Raw genomic sequence first — 19,260 nt, forward strand, 5'->3', positions numbered from 1 at the left:
CCTGCGCCGCGGCCGCCGTGCGGCCCGGCGCCCATCCTCTCCCGGAGACCCGTTTATGAATCACCCCTGGCTCAAGCTGGGCGGCCGCCGCCTGCTGCCGATCGTGCAGGGCGGCATGGGCATCGGCATCTCGGCCCACCGGCTGGCCGGCGCCGTCGCGCGCGAAAACGGCGTCGGCACCATCGCCAGCATCGACCTGCGCCACCACCACCCCGACCTGATGGCCCGCATCCGCGGCAGCCGCGACAAGCCCGCCATCGAAGCCGCCAACCTCCAGGCGCTGGACCGCGAGATCCGTGCCGCGCGCGCCGCCTCCGAGGGCCGCGGCCTGATTGCCGTCAACGTGATGAAGGCGGTCGGCTCGCACGCGGCGCTGGTGCGGCAGGCCTGCGAAAGCGGCGCCGATGCCATCGTCATGGGCGCCGGGCTGCCGCTGGACCTGCCGGAGCTGACCGCAGGCCACCCCAAGGTGGCATTGATCCCGATCCTGTCCGAGGCGCGCGGCATCGGCCTGGTGCTGCGCCGCTGGATGAAGAAGGGCCGGCTGCCCGACGCCATCGTGGTCGAACACCCGGCGCACGCCGGCGGCCACCTGGGTGCGGCGACGATCCAGGACCTGTCCGAGCCGCGCTTCTCGTTCTCGCGCGTGCTGGGCGAATGCCGCGAACTGTTCGCGCAGCTGGGCCTGGCCTGGGACAGCATCCCGCTGATCCTGGCGGGCGGCGTCGACAGCCACGCCAAGGTGCGCCACTGGCTGGGCGAAGGCGCCGCCGCGGTACAGCTGGGCACGGCCTTCGCCGTGACCGAGGAATGCGATGCCCATCCGGCCTTCAAGCAGGTGCTGGCGACCGCGCGGCCCGAAACCCTGCGCGAATTCACCAGCGTGGCCGGCCTGCCCGCGCGCGCGGTGCTGACGCCATGGCTGCAGCGCTACCTGTCGAGCGAAGCGCGCCTGCAGCGCCGCGCCCGCGTGCGCGAGTGCCTGGAGGGCTTCGATTGCCTGCAGGCGTGCGGGCTGCGCGATGGCATCGCGCGCATCGGCCAGTTCTGCATCGATCTCAAGCTGGCGCAGGCCGTGCGCGGCGACGTGGAGCGCGGCCTGTTCTTCCGCGGCCGCGGCGCGCTGCCGTTCGGCGAGGCCATCCGGCCGGTGGCGGAGCTGATCCACTATCTGCTGACGGGGGAAAAGCCGGCGGGTCTGGCGTCAGCGGCCGGCTAACCATCACTGACTCGAGCCTTTCAACTCCCGCTTGTGTACTCCCTCTCCCGCACGCGGGAGAGGGGAGCCAACACGCGGCGGCAACCCGCCCCTTTTGCGCATCTGCCGCATGCAGCGCAGCGCGGCCAGCAATTGCCATCCCAGCCATGCATTGGCCCCTGCCAGCAGCAGCCCGCCGACGCGGGCCAGCAGCGCCGGCGCCAGCGGCAGCGCCAGCAGCACCGCGTACGCCGCCAGCACCAGCCACGCCTGCCCCCGCTGACGGCCCGGCGCGATGATCGCCTGCATCGCCGGCACACGCGCCCCGGGCGGCAGCAGCCGGCGCAGGTGCAGCCACACCATGAACGGCACGATCTTGCCCAGCATCGCCGTCACCGGCAGCACGCCCACGCCGACCAGCGCCATCGTGCCGGCCCACCACGCCAGCGGCAGCGCCACCCCGGGCAGCACCACCGCCGCCGCACCCAGCGCCGCCGCGCCCAGCATGCTGGCGCAGGCGACCGGCCATAACCGCCACAGCGGATCGTGGCGCCGCCGCGCGCGCAGCGTGCCGGCCAGCCCGCTTGCGCCCAGCACCGCCACGAACGACAGCCACACCACCAGCGCGGCACGGGCCAGCACTGGTTCCCCTGGCCACAGCACCAGCGCGGCGCTGAACACCCCCAGCGGCCCCCAATGCCCCAGCGGCAGCCAGCGCGCCAGCGCCGCCGGCGCGCGCGGCGTCTGCCAGAACATCGGCAGCACCGTTGCCGCGACGCCGCTGACCAGCGCCGCCAGCCAGCCGCCCAGCGCCCATGCCATATGCAGGCCAAGCGCCTGCGCCACCGGCACGCGCCACAGGCCGCCGAAGGTGCCCGCCAGCGCGATGCCGGCGCCCACCGCCACGCTCAGCGGGACGCCGATGCCGGCCAGCGTGCGCGTGGTGGCGTCCACCGCGGCCACGCGCCAGCCCGCGGCAAGCAGCACCGCGCCCACCAGCAGCAGCACCGCGCCAAGGGCGGCAGCGGCCCGCATTGCCACCGGCTCCGCGCCCAGCAAGCCGAAGCCAAGCGCGGCCGCCAGCGCCGCGCCGGTGGCGGCCATGCACGGCGCCAGGCGCCCGGCACCGGGGACCTCCACGCGCGCCACCACCGGCATCATCTGGAACAGCGCGCCGACCATCACCGGCAGCAGCATGCCCAGCGCCAGCGCGTGCACCGCCGCCAGCGCCAGCGGCGCGAAGCGGTCTGGCAGGCCCTGCGCGGGCCCCGCTGCCAGCAGCAGCCCCGCGGCCGCGCCCAGCCACGGCGCCGGCATCAGGCAGCCGAACACCAGCGCAGGCCGCGGCGCGCGCGCGTAGTCGAGCTCCGCGCCCTTCATGCCGGCCCCGTGGCGGCGCGGCGGTGACGCATTGCTGCGCCGCTTGGGTTGAACATGGCCATCGCTCCTTGTCACCAGTTCCGACAAAAGGCCCGATGCTAGGCCGCCGCGCCGCGCAGGGATTTGACCGGGGCCAAGTCCGGGGCAGGGATGAAATATCACGGCGTGATGGAATTCGCCCCGGCGCCACATGCCATGCCCTCGATGCGCCGCTGCCCGCACATACGCGCGCCAAAGCCGGGTTTCCTTGATCTGGCGCAGGTTGCCCAGCCTGGCGCGCGGGGAAAATCGCTTCCCACCCCTGCGTGACCGTGTTCCCATGGCCGTCGGCCCGCTGCCGGCGCTCTCGACAGGCCCACGACAGGTTCCCCTGGTAGCCCCCGATACCGCCATGCCAGATAACGGTCCCCCTGCCGCACCCGCCCCGGCGGCCTCCGCGTTGCCGGCGCTGCGCCATCGCCTTTCCACGCGCATCATCTCGCTGTCGCTGGCGGTGCTGCTCGTGGTGCTGGGCATGATCTCCGGCACGCTGTGGCTGTCCTGGAAGCTGGAAGGGGCCGGAGCCGCCATCAACGATGCCGGCAGCCTGCGCATGCGCGCCAACCGCGTGGCGATCGAGCTGGCGCAGGCGCACGCGGGCCGCGCCAATCACCTGGCCGGGCAGGTGCAGGCGCTGGACGCCACGCTGGCGCTGCTGAAGAAGGGCGACGCGGCGCGGCCGCTGTTCCTGCCGGACGAGCCCGCCATCCATGCGCAACTGGCGCGCGTCACCCATGACTGGCAGCAGCGGCTGCGGCCGCTGGCCGCAGCCGGCGCGGCGCCCGCCGCATACATTGCCGCGCTGCCGGGTTTCGTCGCCCAGGCCGACCGCCTGGTCGGCATGATCGAACACAACAGCGCGCGCAAGACCGACCTGCTGCGCCTGTCGCAAACCGCGCTGGCGCTGATGGCCTGCATCGGCACGGTCGCCGTGATCTACCTGCTCTACCTGTGGATCATCCTGCCGGTGCTGCGCCTGCAGGACGGCTTGCGGCGCATGGCCGCGCGCGAATTCTCGCTGCGCCTGCCGGTGGAAAGCCGCGACGAGTTCGGCACCCTCAGCGAGGGCTTCAACCGCATGGCCGGCGAGCTGCAGGGCCTGTACCACGACCTCGAAGCGCGCGTGGCGCAGAAGACCGCCGAGCTGGAGCGCCACAACCGCGACCTGGAAACGCTGTACGAGATGGCCGCCTTCCTCAACCAGGCCGCCGACGCCGAAGCCATGGCGCAGGGCTTCCTGGCGCGGGTGATGCGCCAGTTCGATGCCGACGGCGGCAGCGTGCGCGTGCTCGACAGCCGCCACGGCCGCATGCACCTGCTGGCCGCCGCCGGCCTGCCGGCGGCGCTGGCCGAGGCCGACTCGTGCGCCTCGGCCAATGGCTGCCATTGCGGCGATGCCACGCGCGAGGCGGTGATCGCCATCGTCGACCTGCACGCGGCAGCACGCGCCGGCGCGGCCGACGAAACACCGTGCGGCCGCGACGGCTTCCAGTCGCTGGCGGCGTTCCGCATCGAAAGCCAGCGCGGCGCCACCGGCATGTTCGCGCTGCATTTTCGCGCGCCGCGCCGGCTGCCGCCGTCGGACCGCCAACTGCTGCAGACGCTGGCGCAGCACCTGGGCACCGCGCTGGAACACCTGCGCCTGTCCGCCACGGCGCGCCAGCTGGCGGTGGTGGAAGAGCGCAACCTGGTGGCGCAGGGACTGCACGACAGCATCGCCCAGGGGCTGAACTACCTGAACCTGCAGGTGCAGCTGCTCGGCGACGCGGTGGCGCGCGACGACCTGGCCGAGACCCGCGAACTGGTGCCCATGCTGCGCCATGGCGTGGAAGAGAGCTACCAGGACGTGCGCGAGCTGCTCAACAACTTCCGCTCGCGCCTGGGCACCGGCGAGCTGCGTCCCGCGGTGGAAGAGACCGTCGAGCGCTTTCGCCGGCAGTGCCGCACCGAGGCCACGCTGGCCATCGACGAACGCGGCGGCGCCTGGCCGCTGTCGCCCGAGCAGCAGCTGCAGGTGCTGTTCATCCTGCAGGAGGCGCTTTCCAACGTGCGCAAGCACGCCATGGCGGCGCATGTGGCGGTGGCGCTCAGCCATGGCCGCGATTTCCGCCTGGTGGTGCAGGACGACGGCGAGGGCTTCGACCCCGACGCACTGGCCACCCGCGCCGACGCCCATATCGGCCTGAGCATCATGCGCGAGCGCGCCGCGCGGCTGGGGGCGCAGCTGCAGGTGCAGGCCAGCCCCGGCAGCGGCGTGCGCATCGAACTGGTGCTGCCTGCCGGCAGCCAGGGCGCCGTCCGGCGCGACCGCGCCGCCAACTCCGTCACCTCACCCGCCCCAAACGCCTGAGCGAGACCCAGCCATGACCATCCGCATCCTGCTGATCGACGACCACACCCTGTTCCGCTCGGGCATCCGCGCACTGTTGCAGCGCCAGGCCGACTTCGAGATCGTCGACGAAGCCGCCGACGGCGTGGAAGGCATCAAGCGCGCCAAGCAGCACCGCCCCGACGTGATCCTGCTCGACCTGAACATGCCTGGCCTGTCCGGGCTCGAGGCCCTGCAGCTGCTGGTCGAAGACCTGCCGCAGACCGCGGTGATCGTGCTGACGGTGTCCGAGGCGGCCGAGGAGCTGGCCACCGCGCTGCGCGGCGGCGCGCGCGGCTACCTGATCAAGAACATCGAGACCGAGGCGCTGATCGCCGGCATCCGCCGCGCCGCCGCCGGCGAGCCGGTGATCTCCGACAGCATGACCGCCAAGCTGGTGGCCCAGTTCCGCGCGCCCGCGCCCGCGGCCGTGCCGCGCCAGGAAGAAGCAGCGCGGCTGACCGCGCGCGAGCGCGAGATCGTGCAGGGCCTGGCCCGCGGCGCGAGCAACAAGGAGATCGCGCGCGACCTGGGCGTGGCCGAAAGCACGGTGAAGATCCACGTGCAGAACATCCTGAAGAAGCTGAACCTGGCCAGCCGCGTGCAAGTGGCGGTCTATGCCGTCGAACACGGGCTGAACACCGCCTGAGCGGCGCACACGGCGGCCCGCGCGGCGCCTGCGGCCGCGGGCTTTTGCATCGCACAGGCACAGCCAGCCAGCGCAGGCCGTGCCGCGGGCCAAGCGCTTGTGCGGCGCGCCACCGGGCGCCGGGCGGGTCGCCTTGCCCGCACCTGGGCGTCGTCCGATTCCTACACCGATATCAGTCCCTGCCCGGAGGGATGCCTGCACCCCTTGTCCTACGCTGAACGGTAAGCGGATGGCTCTGCGGAGCCGCCTCGGAGCGGAAGCCGCGCGGCTTCCCCGATCCACGAACAAGGAGCACGCCATGGGCATCGGCACCATCCTTCTGATCATTCTCGTCCTGCTGCTGATCGGCGCCCTGCCGGCCTGGCCGTACAGTTCCGGCTGGGGCTACTGGCCGAGCGGCGGCCTGGGGCTGATCGTCCTGATCGTGGTGCTGCTGGTGGTGCTGGGCCGGATCTAGCGTCCGCCTGGCAGGCAACCGCGGCACAGCGCGCGCAAGCGGTACTGCGTGCCGGCCGCGCTTGTCGCGGCCGCGCCTGGCACCTATAACGAAGCGCGGGCACGCGCGTCAGCGTGCGCCCGGACCTTTCAACCTTTTCACCTTTCGCAAGGAGACTCAGATGCCAGCAAAATCCAAGGCGCAACAGCAGGCCGCCGGAGCGGCGCTCTCCGCAAAGCGCGGCGAAAAGAAGGCCGGTTCGCTGAAGGGACCTTCCCGCTCGATGTACAAGTCGATGAGCGAGAAGGAACTCGACAAGATGGCTTCGACCAAGACCAAGGGCATGCCGAAGCACAAGTCGGAACGCTGACCGTCGGAACGCGCACCGCCACGCGCCGGACTTCCACATGAGGCCGGGCCGCGCTGGCGGCGCGGCAACATACCGGCACGGGGCAGGCGCACGCCTGCCCTGTTGCTATCCGCCCCTGCCGTTCCCGCCCTTGCCGTTCTTCAACGCCTTCGCCGGTTTGCCGGTCTTCCCCTCCAGCGGTCCGCCGCAATAGCCTGGCAGGTGCCGGGCCTGGGCGCTGCGCGCCAGCTTGATCGATTCCGCCAGCGCCAGCCCGAACCCCGCAATACTGTGCAGGTCCTGCTCCACGCGCTTGCGCAGGAACCCGGCCCAGCAGAAGTCGCCGTAGGCGCTGTCGGGCTTGCGGTACGCGCCCGCTTCGCGGGCAAAGGCGGCCAGGCTGCGGTACGGGTCGTCGCGCATGCTGCGCACGGTGGAGGGCAAGGCCCTGGGCCCCTGCCGCTTGCCGTATTCATCGTAGGGATGGACATGGCCCCGCTGGCGCATGCACTTCCAGAAGGCGGCCGCGTCCAGGTCGCTGAGATCTTCCAGCACCCGCACCGGCGCGAGCTGGTAGCCAAGGTCCAGCCACGCGCGCGCCCAGTGGTGGTGATCGATGATATAGAGCTCCCCGCCCGGCCCTGCCACGGTCTTGATGCGATGCCGGCGCATGAAGCGCTCCAGCGCCTCGCGATCTTCCGGATCGGCATGGCGCTGCGTGACTTCCATCTTGTGGTGGACGTGGATATAGCCGAGCGTCAGCTGCGTCGGGCGCAGGCGCGCCAGTTCGGCGATGGCCTTGCCGCGCGGGCAGCGCGCCGCCACCGCGTCATCTGCACCGGCGGGGCGTTCAGTCGTGTTCGACACGTTTCTGGTTGACGAAATGCTCGAGCTCGCTGCCGGGGTCTTCGTTGCCGGTGCTCTCCTCTGCGGTGGCGTCGCTGGCCAGCGGGCGCGGCCAGTATTCGCCCTCGCCCTCGCGCACCGGCTCGCCGGGCCGGGCCGGATCGAAATCGGTCCACTGGCCGCATTCCCAGGTGCCCTGCGCACGCTCGAGATGGCTGGCGCCGGCTTCGCGCAGCACGTCGACGACCACCGACCCCAGCCCGTTATTGACGCACGCGGCCAGCATGACGTTGTCCGCCGGCTGCTGCGCGGCGGCGTCGTCCGGTTGATCCCCGGCAGGGTCCTGCACTGACACGATGGATACATCCCACACCGAGAACCCGCGTGCAAACAGCGTGCGTGCGGCATCCTCGGCGCTGGCGATCGAATCGAAACGTCCCGCGATGATCGATGACATGATGCCTCCCAGAGATTGACGATGGCGGCCGGCTCCCACCCGTATTGCAAGAGCCACGCCCGCGCAGGAACTGCACGGCACCGCAGGCGGCGGGACCGCGGCATGCAATATTTGCAAACGCGGCCCCGGAACTACATGCGCCGGCGCCGCGCAAGCCCGGTCGATCAGCCGTTCACGACCTCACCGCCATTGATGTGCAGGATCTGCCCGGTGATATAGCTGGCCGCATCCGAAGCGAGGAACACATAGCCCCCGGCGACTTCGAACGGCTGCCCGGGGCGGCCCATGGGCGTCTTCTTGCCAAATTCCGCCACTTCCTCGGGACTGAAGGTGGACGGAATCAGCGGCGTCCAGATCGGCCCCGGGGCGACACCGTTGACGCGGATGCCGCGCTCCACCACCTGCAGCGCAAGCGAGCGCGTGAACGACACGATCGCGCCCTTGGTCGCCGAATAGTCCAGCAGGTGCTTGCTGCCGCGATAGGCGGTGACCGAGGTGGTGTTCAGGATCGAGGCACCGGCCTTCAGGTGCGGCAGCACCGCGCGCGTCAGGTGGAACATCGCAAACACGTTGGTGCGGAAGGTGGCCTCCACCTGGCTGGCCTCGACATCCTCCAGCGATTCCTTGGGGTGCTGCTCGGCGGCATTGTTGACCAGGATGTCGAGCTTGCCGTACTGCTGCAGCGTCTGCCGCGCGACCGCCTCGGCGTGGTCGCAGTCGGCGAGGTCGCCGGCGATGGCCAGGCACTTGCGCCCGGCCTGCTCGACCAGCTCGACCGTCTCGCGCGCATCGGCATGTTCGTCCAGGTAGGCGATGGCGACATCCGCGCCTTCGCGCGCAAACGCCACCGCGATGGCGCGGCCGATGCCGCTGTCGCCGCCGGTAATCAGCGCGACGCGGCCCTCGAGCCGGCCGCTGCCGACGTAATCGTCCGCGCCGCTGTCCGGCTGCGGGCGCATCGGGGCTTCCAGGCCCGGCTGGCGCGACTGGTGCTGGGGCGGGACGCTCTTGGGTGTGGACATGGCAGTCTCCTGTCTGGGCGGCCGCGCGATGCGACGCCGGCGTGACGGCGCGCCGCGGCCATGCAAGATGCCAGGGTGGCGCGCAAGTTCCATGCCGCAATGCGCAAGGCCGGCGCCCGCTTGCCGCCAAGCGCGGCGGCACCGACCCGGCGGCGCTGCCCGTAACCCTTACATCGCACGGCAATCCTTACAGCGCGCGGCGAGGCGGCGCTGCGCCGCTTGGTCTACGCGCCGGGGCACGGATTTTGCGGCCCTTTCCATATCCGAAACGTCAACGGCTTCCGGTGCCGGCCGCACCTGCCTGCGGGCAGTGCCGGCGCGCGGGGCCTCACCGCCAGGAGGCAGATATGTTCAACTTCCGCAATGACCGCGGCAGCCGCGGCCGGCCCGAAGCGCAACGCCGCGACCGCGGCCCCGAGCAAAGGATGCGCGATGAGAGCGAGGGCCGCGGCTCGGAGGACTGGGGACAGGAATGGGGCGAGGACTGGCGCGGCGAGAGCGGCCAGCGCCGTGGCGAGTTTGGCGGCTATGGCTATGAAAGCCGGCAGCGCTGGGAGCAAAGCCGCCGCGACGAAGATCGCGACCAGGATCGCGACGAACAGCGCAACCGACCGCGCAGCGAACAGCGCAATGAACAGCGCAACGAAGGCCGCAGCCAGGGCAGCGAGCGCGAATCCTCGCGCCACGGCGGCCCGTGGTATCAGCAGGACACGCCCGCCGGCCAGCGGCGCGGCAGCTGGGGCGAGAGCGGCTATGGCGCCGCCGATGTGGGCGGCAGCGGCCATCCGTACAGCAGCGCCTATGGCGGCTACCGGCCATCGCAGCAGGACAGCGGCTATCGCAGCGAGGAGCGCGAATCGGGCTATGGCTATCGCGACGAGGACCGCTTCGGTCCGCGCGGGCGCCGCAGCGAATCGAGCGGGCGCGGCGAACGCTATGAGCGCGACCAGCGCAGCGAGCGTGGCCAGGGCGGCTGGGGCGCCGAGCGTGGCCGCAGTGAAGGCGGCCGCGCCATGCATTGGCAGGAAGGCAGCGAACGCGATCGGGCCCAGCGGGGCGGACAGCCCAGCTACGGCGGCGGCTACTTCGGCGATGCTGGTCGTGGCGGCCAGTCGTTCAGCGGCGGGCAGCGCGTCTACCCGGACGATCCGGGCTACCGCCGCCGCACGCCCTTCGCCGGCCAGGCTGGCGCCTCCGGCACGCAGGGCGGGCAGCATGCGGGCCGCCGCGCCACCGGTCCCAAGGGCTACCGCCGCTCCGACGAGCGCGTGCGCGAGGATGTGTGCGAGCGCCTGGCGATGAACCCGTATATCGACGTGGGCGAGGTCACGGTGGAAGTGGCGAATGGCGTCGTGACGCTGGACGGCACCGTCAGCGAGCGCCGCGAGAAATACGTGGTCGAGGAAATCGCTGACGCGGTGTTCGGTGTCACCGAGGTCGACAACCGCCTGCGCGTGCAGCGCCAGCAAGGCAGTTCGTGGGCCGCGGGCTCAGAGGTGGGCGGCGACACCTCGAACGGCAGTACCGGCAGTACCGGCAGTACCGGCAGTACTGGCACGGCGTCGGCCGGCGGCACTTCGCCGGACCGCACGCTCAACAAGAGCTGAGCCTTGCCCTCCGGCCAGGCCCTCGCGCGCACGGCGCCCGCCCCGCGGCGGGCGCCGCGCAAGCTCGCGCCCGACAGCAAGCTGATGGTGCCGCTGGACGCGCTGCGCCCGACCCAGATCACGGTGGGGGGCTACCACGTGGCGCAGAAGATCCACGTGACGCGGCGGATCGCGCCCGAGGCGCGCGCGGCGTTCCTGGACCGGCACCGCGTGCACCTGGTGATCGGGCCGGAGCAGGTGCTCTATGTGGTCGATCACCACCACTGGGTGCGTGCCTGGCATGACCTGGGACTGACCCATGTGCCCGGCATCGTGCGCGCCGACCTGAGCGACATGGACCTGCCAGCGTTCTGGCGCCACATGGTCGCCAATCACCTGGTCCATCCCTACGACGAACACGGCCGCCGGCGGCCGCTGACCGAACTGCCCGAGGCCATCCACGACATGCGCGACGACCCCTACCGCAGCCTGGAGGCCTTCGTTCAGTTGGCCGGCGGCTATCGCAAGGTCAAGACCGCCTACCTCGATTTCCGCTGGGCGGACTTCTTCCGGCGCCACGTGCCCGGCCCGTTCGACACGCCGCATCATTTCGCCTTCGCGGTGGCGAGCGCCTTCAGGCTGGCGCACTCGCGCGAGGCCAGGGACCTGCCCGGCTATATCGGCGCACTGGGGTGCTGAACGCCGCGCCGGGGACCCTCACCCGTTATTGGCCTTCTTGCCATTCGCCGGCTGTGCCTGGCTTGCCGCCAGCAACTGCAGCAGCCGCGCCTCGTCCGCGCGCAGCCGTGTCATGACGGGCGCGCGGCCGCCGGCCTGCAGCACGCCGGACAGATAGGCATCGATGACGTCGGGGTGCACATAGCATTTGCGGCACACCGCCACGGTATTGCGCAACTGGTTCGCGACTGCGCGGATGGCGTCGGTCACGGCCTTGCGGCGCGCGCTCTCGCTGGCCGCTTCCGGCAGCTTGCGCAGGATCGCCAGCGCGTGCACGCTGCCGGCCCAGGTGCGGAAATCCTTGGCAGTAAAGTCCCCGCCGGTCACTTCCTGCAGGTAGGCGTTGACATCCGCCGAGCCGATCTCGCGGATCTCGCCGTCGCTGTCGCGGTACTTGAACAGGCACTGGCCGGGCAGGTCGGCGCAATTGCGCACGATGCGCGCGAGGCGCGGATCGTTGACCGAGACGTCGTGTGTGATGCCGCTCTTGCCGGTGAACTGGAAACGCAGCCGGCTGCCGCGCACGGTCACATGGCGCCGCCGCAGCGTGGTCAGGCCATAGGTGCGGTTCTGGCGCGCGTAGCGCGGCGAGCCGACGCGCACCAGCGTGGCGTCGAGCAGCAGCACCACCGCGCCCACCACCTTCTCGCGCGGCATGCCGTTGCGGCGCAGGTCGCGCGCCACGCGCGCGCGCAGGCGCGGCAGCGCGGCGCCGAACGCCGCCAGCCTCGCATACTTGTCGGTATCGCGCAGCGTGGCCCATTGCGGGTGGTAGACGTACTGCTTGCGCCCGCGCGCATCGCGCCCGGTGGCCTGCAGGTGGCCACGCGGATCTGGGCAGATCCATACCGACTCATAGGCCGGCGGGATGGCCAGCGTCGCGATACGCGCCAGCGTGGCGGCATCGGTCACCCGCTTGCCGTCCGGGCCGGTATAGCTGAAGCCGCTGCCATGGCGCCGGCGCGTGATGCCCGGGCTGCCGTCGTCGACATAGCGCAGCCCGGCGTCGCGCAGCACCGTGTCGAGCGCGGCGGGGGCTTCGGTGCCGGGCAGCATGCTGTCCATGGGCGGGCGAACTCAGGCGCTGCCCGGGGCGCTGGCCGACTCGGGCTGCGGTGTCTCGAGCCCGGCGTCGGGCGCCGGCGGCGCGGGCTTTGGCGCTGGCTTCGGCGGCACCGCGCGCTCGGCGGTGACCGGGCCGGCGCGGGCCACAGTGACCATTTCGCGCAGCCAGTTGACCAGCATGCTGCTGTAGGTGCGCTGGAATTCCTCGTCGCTCAGGCCATGGTCGGCGCCCTTGATCACGCGGTAGGTGAGCGAGTTGGCATGGATGCAGGAATCGACATAGCTCATCACCGCGGCATGGGGCACGATCTGGTCGTGCTCGGATTCGATCACCAGCACGTCGCCGGTAAACGCGGTGCACGCGCGCAGCGCGCGATTGCTCGCGGGCGGCACCATGCTGCGCCGGTAGGTCACCAGGTCCTGCTCGCGGTGCAGCTGCCGCTTGGGCAGGTCCCAGCCCGTGTCCATGTACAGCGCCGGGGCCCGGAACGCCAGCCAGCGCACCTGGCGCAGACCGCTGAGCAGCGCCGCCAGGTAGCCGCCATAGCTGCTGCCCACCACCGCGATCGCGTTGCGGTCGACCTCGGGCTGGCGCACCAGCACATCGTAGGCCGCCACCACGTCGGCGAGGTTGCGCGTGCGGCTGACGGTCTCGTACTGCGCGCGCGTGCCGGCATGGCCGGTCAGGTCGAAAGTCAGGCAGACACAGCCCAGCCCCGCCACCTTGCGCGCGCGCGCCAGGTATTGCTGCTGGCTGCCGCCCCAGCCATGCACGAACAACACGCCCGGCAATTTGGTTTCCGGGCTGATCAGGGTACCGGCAATGGTGCCGCCTTCGCTTTCGATCTGCAGCAGTTCTTCATGCGTTGCCATCGGATTCAGGCTCCAGTCGTGCGTACTTGGTCAGGGGGCCGACATGGCGGTCTTCGCCCTGGTAATAGATCTCGGCGTCATCCGGCACGCGCACATCGTTGCCGTAGACCTCGCGCGTCGACGCCACCACGCGCGTGCGCGCCGGGTTGTCGCGCAGCGCCGCCAGCGCCACCAGTTCGGCACCGGTGGCACCGCCCACGCGCCAGGACTGCTCCAGCACGCCGCCGAGCATCTGCCCGCAATCGGCGTTGCCGGCCGGCGCGCCGAAGGCGACGTCGTAATTGCAGCGCGACAGCACCATGCCGCCGCCCTCGCCATAGCAGGCCAGCGCGGCCTCGTGGTACACCATCGCCGCGCGCACCGCGGCGAGGATGCGGGCGTCGAACGGGTGCTGCAGCAGCGCGTCAAAGCCGCCCCGCACCACCGTCAGCGTCGAGCCGCCGTAGACCTTCTGGCCCCGGTTGTTCTCGGTCAGCCCCTGCGTGCCGCAATAACTCGCCTCCAGTCCCGCCAGCATGACCTTGCCGACGCTGTAGGTCTGCGGCGCGCGCAGGTCGCGCTCCACCACCAGGCCGTCGCGCTCCACCGCTTCCGGGGCGAGCGCGGCCAGCGCGGCTTCCAGCGCCGGTTCGTCGCCGACCACGCGCTGGCCCAGCCCGCCGACACCGCCGGTATCCTTCAGCCGCACCGGTCCCAGCGTCAGCAGCCGCCGCGCCGCGGTGCGCGCATCGCCGATGCTGAAGGCGGTAAAGCCCGGCAGCGTGGCGCCCACCACGCGCCGCACGAAGGCCTCGGACCAGCCCCGCGGCGCCGCGGCACCGGGCTCGACCAGGCCGTGCGTGATCGCCTTGGTGGCGACGAACGCGTACGGCACCACGCCGCCGAAGAGATCGTCCTCGCCCTGCACGCCCAGGCTTGCCGCCAGCTCGCGGCCAACCAGGGTCTGCGCCGGCACCAGGTACGGCGCCGGGCATTGCGCCGATGGCGCCGCGTAGCCGCCGGCGAACGACAGTCCGGCAAGCTCGGCCACCTTGCGTGCGATATTGGCAAGGGTCATGCCATGGTGGCTGTCGGCCTCGTCCAGGGTCTCGCAGCCGTAGGCCATCACCGGGCGGCTGCCCTGCTGCGCGGCTGCCGGACCTGCAGCCGGCAGCACCGGTTTTCGCTTGCTTGCGTTGCTGGATGCGGTCACGGCCTGCTCCTGTTTCGGTTGGTCGCATGGATCCTGCGCAAGGGGCCGCTGGCCGGCAAGCTAGGGCGCTGCCGAGGCGGGGGTTGCGGGTGTGCCACCGGCGGTCGCTGCGGGCGGATGCCCGCGCGAGGCCCGCGCGTGACGCTTGGCGGCGTGGTTTTCGCGCGCCTCGTCGAGCGAATGGCTGGTCTTGATGCCGTCTTCCTGGTCGGCCAGCTCGGCCAGCTGGCGGTAGAAGGTGACCAGCTGGCGCAGCTCTTCCTCATCCAGGTCTTCGATCGACACCAGCATGTTGCTGGCCTCGCGGTGCGAGGCCAGCAGTTCGTTGAGCTTCAGGTGGACCGCGACGGCATCCTTGTTCTGGCTCTGCTGGATCAGGAACACCATCAGGAAGGTGACGATGGTGGTGCCGGTATTGATGACCAGCTGCCAGGTTTCGGAGTACCCGAACATCGGGCCGGTGAGGGCCCACGCCACCACCACGCCGACAGCCAGCACGAACGCGGTCGGCGACCCGGCATGGCGCGTGGCGCTGCCGGCAAAGCGGTCGAACAGGTGCAGCACGGTGGCACGTTTGCCGGCGCCGGGCCGATGGCCAACGCCGGGCAGGATGGGGCTGGAATTGCGCATCGTTGCACTCCACGGATAAGTCGCCGGATCGGCCGCCGAGACTGGTGATGGCTTGGGCGGCATGCTGATTTCATTGTATGGAGCGCATGGCCAATGTGCAGCGGGCGCAGTCCTACAACGGGCGCAGCACTTGCCGCACCCTCTCGCCTTTCGTTTCTACATCGGGTGATAAATCTTGCCGGCGGCGTCGCCGCGTGGATGCGCGCCGCGCGCGCGGGGCCACGGGAACGCTTCTTGCGCCGCACTCGATGACGAAGCGGCGACTCCGGTGCGCCGGTGGCCCGTCGCCGCCCTCCTGACCAGGGCCCGGGCCGCACCCGGTGCCGGTCCCGCAGCAAACGGAGCCAGCCATGTTCCAGTCCCCTGCCACGCAACCCCGGGCGCCGCGGCGCGTCGTCGACATCATGACGCGCCAGCCGGCCTATATCACCCCCGATGAAACCATCCAGCATGCCGCGCAGCTGATGGCGGACCTGCACGTCGGCGCGCTGCCGGTCTGTGACGGCCGGCGCCTGGTCGGCATGCTGACCGACCGCGACATCACCGTGCGCGCCACCGCCAGCGGCCAGCCGCCGCAGGCCACGCGCGTGGCCGATGCGATGTCGCCGCAAGTGCAATGGTGTCTCGAGGACGAGTCGCTCGAGGACGCGCAGCACAAGATGGAAGCCGCGCGGGTGCGGCGCCTGCCGGTGCTCGACCACGACCACACCCTGGTGGGCATCGTGTCGCTGGGCGACCTCGCCAGCAAGGGTGCCGATACGCGCGATTCCGGCGAGACGCTGGCGTCGATCTCGACCCCTTCGGCGCCCGCGCGCTGAAGCCGCATCGACCAGGAGCCGCGATGAGCGCTACCCCTTCCGCCGATGACGAAGCCCTGCGCGTGGCCGTACGCGCCGAAATTACCGCGGCCTTCGACGGCCGCTTTCCCGACGGCGTGACGCTCGAGGTGGCCGACCGGCGCGTGACCGTGCGCGGCTGCGTGGAAGACGTCGATACCGCGCAGCGCGTGGAAAAGGCCGCCGCTGTCAGTCCCGGCGTGCTGGGCGTGCATAACGCGCTGTCGACACGGCAGCCGCCTGCGCCCGAGCCGCAAGGGCAGCCCCCTGGCAGCGGCCGGCACGCCGACCCGGCCGACAAGCCCGCCGGGCAGGTGAACCACAAGGTCTGAACACGCTGAACGACAAGGCGCCGGAGGTCATCTCCGGCGCCTGGCGTTTACGAGGGGCTAGTAGCCCGAGCGGGGGTGCTCAGCCCCAGGGGTCATAGCGGTCGGCTTCCCAGTACGGCGAGATGCCGTAGTACTGGTGGATGCTGGTGGCCCATTGCGAGTCGGCCATGGTCGGCCAGTGGTCCTTGTCGAAGCCCGGCGCGGCCTTGAGGCGGTCTTTCTCGACGCCGAGCACGAAGCACTTGCGGCGCGTGTCGAGCGTCAGCGCCGACCACGGCAGCGCGAACAGCTTTTCGCCGATGCCGAGGAAGCCGCCCATGGCCAGCACGGCATAGGCGACGCGCCCGCCGAGCACGTCGATCATGATGTGGTCGATGGTGCCAATGTCGTCGCCGGCCGGGTCAACCACCTTGTTGCCCTCGAGCGTGTCGGCCGCCATCACGAACGGGCCGGGCCCCGGGGAATTGCGGTCGATGCCGCCGACGATCGAGGCGCCGTGCGGATGTTCGGCGCCGGGCGTTTCAGGTTGGACTGGATTCATGGATACCTCCTTTTGTCTGCTCGGGTAGCGGGGTGGGGCGAAATGCGAAGCGCGACGCGCTAGCGGCGTTCCGTGTCGGCCGGCACCGGCGGCACCAGCGGATCGAAGTCGGCCCAGCGGCCGTCGACCCACTCGCCGTCGGCGCGCTCGACATCCTTGGCGCCGCCCTGGCGCAACACGGTCGCGACCGTGTCCACCGTGGCGGTGTCGGTGCTGGTCAGGTGCGCCGCCAGCACGACCCCGGCATTGCGTACCGGCGGCTGGCCGGTGCGCGGGTTGCGCGCGGCATGGCGCGCCAGTGCCAGCGCGCCCGCGAGCGAGCCCAGGTAGGCACCCAGCCCCACCGCGAACACCAGCACCAGGATCGACAGCGGCGGCGTCGCGCCCAGCGCGGCAACCAGCGCCGCCCCGACCGCGGCACCCGCGGCAGCGCCGATCAGCACCCCGCTGATGGCGCCCACGCCCGCTTTGCGCGCGCCGGCGTCGGCGGCGTGATCGCCGCCGATGGCATAAGCTGCGTGCTGTCCCGGCGGGTTCACGTAGAACAGGTTCAGGTCCTGGTCGGCAAACCCCTGCGCACGCAGCCGGCTTGCGGTGGTTTCGGCGGTGGCGAAGCTGTCGAAGCGGCCAGCGATGATGGCGGACATGGTGGCTCCTTTTCGTTCATCGATGCGGTCGGAACCGCGGCGGGGCTGGTGGCAGCCGCGCCGCGGCGCTTGGACTCAAGGTGGACTAAAGGGGGCAGGCACGCTCCTCAGCGCTTGGCCGACTTGCCCGGCTTGGCGGATTTGGCCGCGGTCCTGGCCCCGGCCTTGCCCCCGGCCGCTGACGCTGTCTTCGCGCCAGGCTTGGCTGCGGTCTTGGTAGCGGGCTTGGTAGCGGCCTTCGTAGCGGACTTGGCGGCGGGCCTGGCCGTCGCGGACCCGGTCGTGGTGGACCTGGTGGTGGATTTGCCAGCAGTCCTGGTCGGCGCCTTCGCGGCCGGCATGTCGCCCGCCTTGGAACCCGCCTTGGAACCCGCCTTGGAACCCGCCTTGGCACTTGCCTTCGCGCCCGACTTTGCGCCCGTCTTTGCAGCGGGCCTGGCCGAGCGTCCCGACTCCGCGGCGGCGCCCTTGCGCTGGCCGGCCGGCTTCGCGCCTACCGGCTGCTCCTGGCTGCCCTCCCTGAGCTTCCAGTCGACGTCGTCGCGCGCGGTCTGCGTCTTCTTCTCGGCGTGCATGGCAGCGCTGGGCGAGATCGGATCGCTGGCCGGGAAGGTCATCTCGAGCGAATCGTCGACGGCGGCCTGGTAGGTCTTGGCTTCCTTGCCGCGCGGCCTGGTTCCCGCGGCCGGCTTGGCGGCTGCGCCCTTCCCCGCGGACGGGCCGCTGCCGCGCTCGGCCGGCGCGGTGCCGGCACGCGCCGATGGCGTGGCCCTGGTGGACTGCGCGGACCGCGTAGCGGTCGCGGACTTCGCCCGGGACGGCTTCTGTGCAACCTGCTCGGCCTGGGCGGACTTGCGGCTGGCGTTGGGCATGGTTGTTCCCTCCTTGGTTTAGGGTGCTTGATCCATGCAAGGGGCGGGCCAGAACGTTGTCAGCGGCCCTGCACGCAGGCAGGCGCCGCAGCGCCCGTGTGAACGCTGCCGTACCATGGCGCGCGCCGGCCGCGCGGTGGCGTCGCGGGCAAGTGGTACGCGTAGCGTTGGCGACGGCCTGGTAAAAACTACATCGACCTCGGCAGCGGGACCGCCTTCAGGCCTGGCGCATATGCCGCGGAAACCGGACCGCGATGCAGACGCTGACCTTGTCGCTGTCGCAGCCGTCGCTCTCCGCGCTCAGCACCGCGCCATGCATTTCCACCATGCGCCGCGTCAGCAGCAGTGCGCTGCTTTGCCGGGACGGCGGCTCGCCGCCCTGCGGCGGGCGGCGGCCGAAGAAGTCAGTCAGCGCCGCCAGCCGGCTCGCGCCGCGTTGCGAATCCAGCGGCGGGCTTTCGGTAATGCGCAGCTTGACGTAGTCGGGCTCGCTGGACAGGTGCACGCTGACCGCGCCGCCCGTGGGCGCGCGCCAGATGCAGTGCACCAGCAGGTGCCGCAGCAACGGCGCCAGCCGCGTGGCATCCCCGTCGATCCGGTAGGCGCCGGCATCCGGCGCGTCCGGCGCGGTGGCTGTGCTTGCAGCGTCCGAGCATATCGCGGAGCCGTCCGCGCTCAGCGGCGACAGCAGCACGCCGCGCGCCTCGGCCGCATGGCGCCGGTCGGCAATGGCCTGCAGCGCCAGCACGCGCAGGTCCAGCTGCTGCCAGCGCGGCGGCGCCTCGTCGGCGAGCAGCCGCACCCCTTCTTCCATTTCCTCGATCAGCGCGAGCTGCTGCTGCATGCCCGAGCGGATGCCGTCGAGCGCGCGCTGCGCCGGCGCCGGCGTGGTATCGAAGGCGCGGTCCAGCACATAGGCCCAGCTCTGGATGGCGTTCAGCGACGAGCGCAGGTCATGCGCGGATTGCTCGATCAGCGTGCTGACCTCCTGCACGCTGCGCACTGGCAGGGCGCTGCCGTTGCCGGCCGCGGCCTGCGCGTTCGGCACCTGCGCATCGGACGACTGCGCGGAATCTGGCTCGGAGGTGCCCGGCAAGCCGGACGGCGGAGATAGCTGCGTCATGTGCGGATCGGCCGCAACGGCCCGTGGACATGGCAGGCCGGATCGGCCGGAGACATTGCCCTGCTCGGAAGCAAGAAACGT

Annotated in this window: 21 protein-coding genes; 9 read left to right on the plus strand and 12 right to left on the minus strand. The window is 71.3% G+C overall.

What is annotated here, in order from left to right; all coding sequences use genetic code 11:
- Positions 1 to 55: 55 nt before the first annotated feature.
- The gene (locus tag A3AG_RS0111425) at positions 56 to 1,219 is read left to right on the plus strand and encodes an NAD(P)H-dependent flavin oxidoreductase (RefSeq protein ID WP_018005525.1); all 1,164 of its coding nucleotides are present in this window, start codon (positions 56 to 58) and stop codon (positions 1,217 to 1,219) included.
- Between the two features lie 3 nt (positions 1,220 to 1,222).
- Here the strand turns inward: A3AG_RS0111425 and A3AG_RS0111430 are convergent, their stop codons facing one another.
- On the minus strand, positions 1,223 to 2,578 hold the full coding sequence (locus A3AG_RS0111430) for a hypothetical protein (RefSeq protein ID WP_018005526.1): 1,356 nt from the start codon (positions 2,576 to 2,578) through the stop codon (positions 1,223 to 1,225).
- A 391-nt stretch (positions 2,579 to 2,969) separates the two neighbouring features.
- Between A3AG_RS0111430 and A3AG_RS0111435 the strand changes: the two genes are divergently transcribed.
- The 4 genes from A3AG_RS0111435 (at position 2,970) to A3AG_RS0111450 (ending at position 6,440) form a co-directional block, all read left to right on the plus strand.
- On the plus strand, positions 2,970 to 4,967 hold the full coding sequence (locus tag A3AG_RS0111435) for a type IV pili methyl-accepting chemotaxis transducer N-terminal domain-containing protein (RefSeq protein ID WP_026164116.1): 1,998 nt from the start codon (positions 2,970 to 2,972) through the stop codon (positions 4,965 to 4,967).
- 13 nt (positions 4,968 to 4,980) lie between these two features.
- Positions 4,981 to 5,634, plus strand: a complete 654-nt coding sequence (locus tag A3AG_RS0111440; protein WP_018005527.1) for a response regulator — start codon at positions 4,981 to 4,983, stop codon at positions 5,632 to 5,634.
- Positions 5,635 to 5,932: 298 nt separating this feature from the next.
- On the plus strand, positions 5,933 to 6,091 hold the full coding sequence (locus tag A3AG_RS33350) for a DUF3309 family protein (RefSeq protein ID WP_012356889.1): 159 nt from the start codon (positions 5,933 to 5,935) through the stop codon (positions 6,089 to 6,091).
- 160 nt (positions 6,092 to 6,251) lie between these two features.
- Complete coding sequence (locus A3AG_RS0111450) at positions 6,252 to 6,440, plus strand: DUF3008 family protein (RefSeq protein WP_012356890.1); 189 nt, start codon at positions 6,252 to 6,254, stop codon at positions 6,438 to 6,440.
- A gap of 105 nt (positions 6,441 to 6,545) precedes the next feature.
- On the opposite strand, the gene A3AG_RS0111455 is transcribed toward A3AG_RS0111450, so the two are convergent.
- The 3 genes from A3AG_RS0111455 to A3AG_RS0111465 all read right to left on the minus strand — a co-directional run bounded on the left by A3AG_RS0111455 (position 6,546) and on the right by A3AG_RS0111465 (position 8,744).
- On the minus strand, positions 6,546 to 7,286 hold the full coding sequence (locus A3AG_RS0111455; protein WP_026164117.1) for a ParB-like protein: 741 nt from the start codon (positions 7,284 to 7,286) through the stop codon (positions 6,546 to 6,548).
- On the minus strand, positions 7,270 to 7,722 hold the full coding sequence (locus tag A3AG_RS0111460) for a hypothetical protein (protein ID WP_026164118.1): 453 nt from the start codon (positions 7,720 to 7,722) through the stop codon (positions 7,270 to 7,272). Before A3AG_RS0111460 ends, A3AG_RS0111455 begins: the two co-directional genes overlap by 17 nt.
- Before the next feature lie 164 nt (positions 7,723 to 7,886).
- Entirely contained in the window at positions 7,887 to 8,744 is an 858-nt protein-coding gene (locus tag A3AG_RS0111465) for an SDR family oxidoreductase (RefSeq protein WP_018005530.1), read from the minus strand.
- Positions 8,745 to 9,091: 347 nt separating this feature from the next.
- Between A3AG_RS0111465 and A3AG_RS31585 the strand changes: the two genes are divergently transcribed.
- Both A3AG_RS31585 and A3AG_RS0111475 read left to right on the plus strand, forming a co-directional pair.
- Positions 9,092 to 10,351, plus strand: a complete 1,260-nt coding sequence (locus A3AG_RS31585; protein ID WP_018005531.1) for a BON domain-containing protein — start codon at positions 9,092 to 9,094, stop codon at positions 10,349 to 10,351.
- A gap of 3 nt (positions 10,352 to 10,354) precedes the next feature.
- Entirely contained in the window at positions 10,355 to 11,029 is a 675-nt protein-coding gene (locus A3AG_RS0111475) for a ParB-like protein (RefSeq protein WP_018005532.1), read from the plus strand.
- Between the two features lie 18 nt (positions 11,030 to 11,047).
- Here the strand turns inward: A3AG_RS0111475 and A3AG_RS0111480 are convergent, their stop codons facing one another.
- Genes A3AG_RS0111480 through A3AG_RS0111495 form a run of 4 tightly spaced genes read right to left on the minus strand, consistent with a single transcriptional unit; the run spans position 11,048 to position 14,828 of the window.
- Complete coding sequence (locus A3AG_RS0111480; RefSeq protein WP_018005533.1) at positions 11,048 to 12,133, minus strand: DNA topoisomerase IB; 1,086 nt, start codon at positions 12,131 to 12,133, stop codon at positions 11,048 to 11,050.
- 12 nt (positions 12,134 to 12,145) lie between these two features.
- Entirely contained in the window at positions 12,146 to 13,006 is an 861-nt protein-coding gene (locus A3AG_RS0111485) for an alpha/beta hydrolase family protein (RefSeq protein ID WP_018005534.1), read from the minus strand.
- Positions 12,993 to 14,198, minus strand: coding sequence for a DUF3182 family protein (locus A3AG_RS0111490; protein ID WP_018005535.1), 1,206 nt, complete (start codon positions 14,196 to 14,198; stop codon positions 12,993 to 12,995). The genes A3AG_RS0111485 and A3AG_RS0111490 overlap by 14 nt, the downstream gene beginning before the upstream one ends.
- A gap of 60 nt (positions 14,199 to 14,258) precedes the next feature.
- Positions 14,259 to 14,828 carry a low affinity iron permease family protein gene (locus A3AG_RS0111495; RefSeq protein ID WP_018005536.1) on the minus strand — a complete coding sequence of 190 codons (570 nt, stop codon included), beginning with the start codon at positions 14,826 to 14,828 and terminating at the stop codon, positions 14,259 to 14,261.
- A 350-nt stretch (positions 14,829 to 15,178) separates the two neighbouring features.
- On the opposite strand from A3AG_RS0111495, the gene A3AG_RS0111500 reads away from it, so the two are divergent.
- On the plus strand, positions 15,179 to 15,646 hold the full coding sequence (locus A3AG_RS0111500) for a CBS domain-containing protein (RefSeq protein WP_018005537.1): 468 nt from the start codon (positions 15,179 to 15,181) through the stop codon (positions 15,644 to 15,646).
- A gap of 23 nt (positions 15,647 to 15,669) precedes the next feature.
- Complete coding sequence (locus A3AG_RS0111505) at positions 15,670 to 15,996, plus strand: BON domain-containing protein (protein ID WP_018005538.1); 327 nt, start codon at positions 15,670 to 15,672, stop codon at positions 15,994 to 15,996.
- A gap of 79 nt (positions 15,997 to 16,075) precedes the next feature.
- Here A3AG_RS0111505 and A3AG_RS0111510 read toward each other — a convergent pair whose 3' ends face one another.
- The 4 genes from A3AG_RS0111510 to A3AG_RS0111525 all read right to left on the minus strand — a co-directional run bounded on the left by A3AG_RS0111510 (position 16,076) and on the right by A3AG_RS0111525 (position 19,179).
- On the minus strand, positions 16,076 to 16,537 hold the full coding sequence (locus A3AG_RS0111510) for a PRC-barrel domain-containing protein (RefSeq protein ID WP_018005539.1): 462 nt from the start codon (positions 16,535 to 16,537) through the stop codon (positions 16,076 to 16,078).
- Positions 16,538 to 16,596: 59 nt separating this feature from the next.
- A complete protein-coding gene (locus tag A3AG_RS0111515; RefSeq protein WP_018005540.1) occupies positions 16,597 to 17,184 on the minus strand; it encodes a DUF6861 domain-containing protein in 588 nt (195 codons plus the stop codon).
- Between the two features lie 107 nt (positions 17,185 to 17,291).
- A complete protein-coding gene (locus A3AG_RS0111520) occupies positions 17,292 to 18,056 on the minus strand; it encodes a hypothetical protein (protein WP_018005541.1) in 765 nt (254 codons plus the stop codon).
- A gap of 217 nt (positions 18,057 to 18,273) precedes the next feature.
- Positions 18,274 to 19,179: a sensor histidine kinase gene (locus A3AG_RS0111525; protein WP_240619826.1), complete on the minus strand. Its 906-nt coding sequence runs from the start codon at positions 19,177 to 19,179 to the stop codon at positions 18,274 to 18,276.
- Between the last annotated feature and the right edge of the window lie 81 nt (positions 19,180 to 19,260).

This window comes from Cupriavidus neocaledonicus, assembly GCF_000372525.1.
Lineage (GTDB): Bacteria > Pseudomonadota > Gammaproteobacteria > Burkholderiales > Burkholderiaceae > Cupriavidus > Cupriavidus neocaledonicus.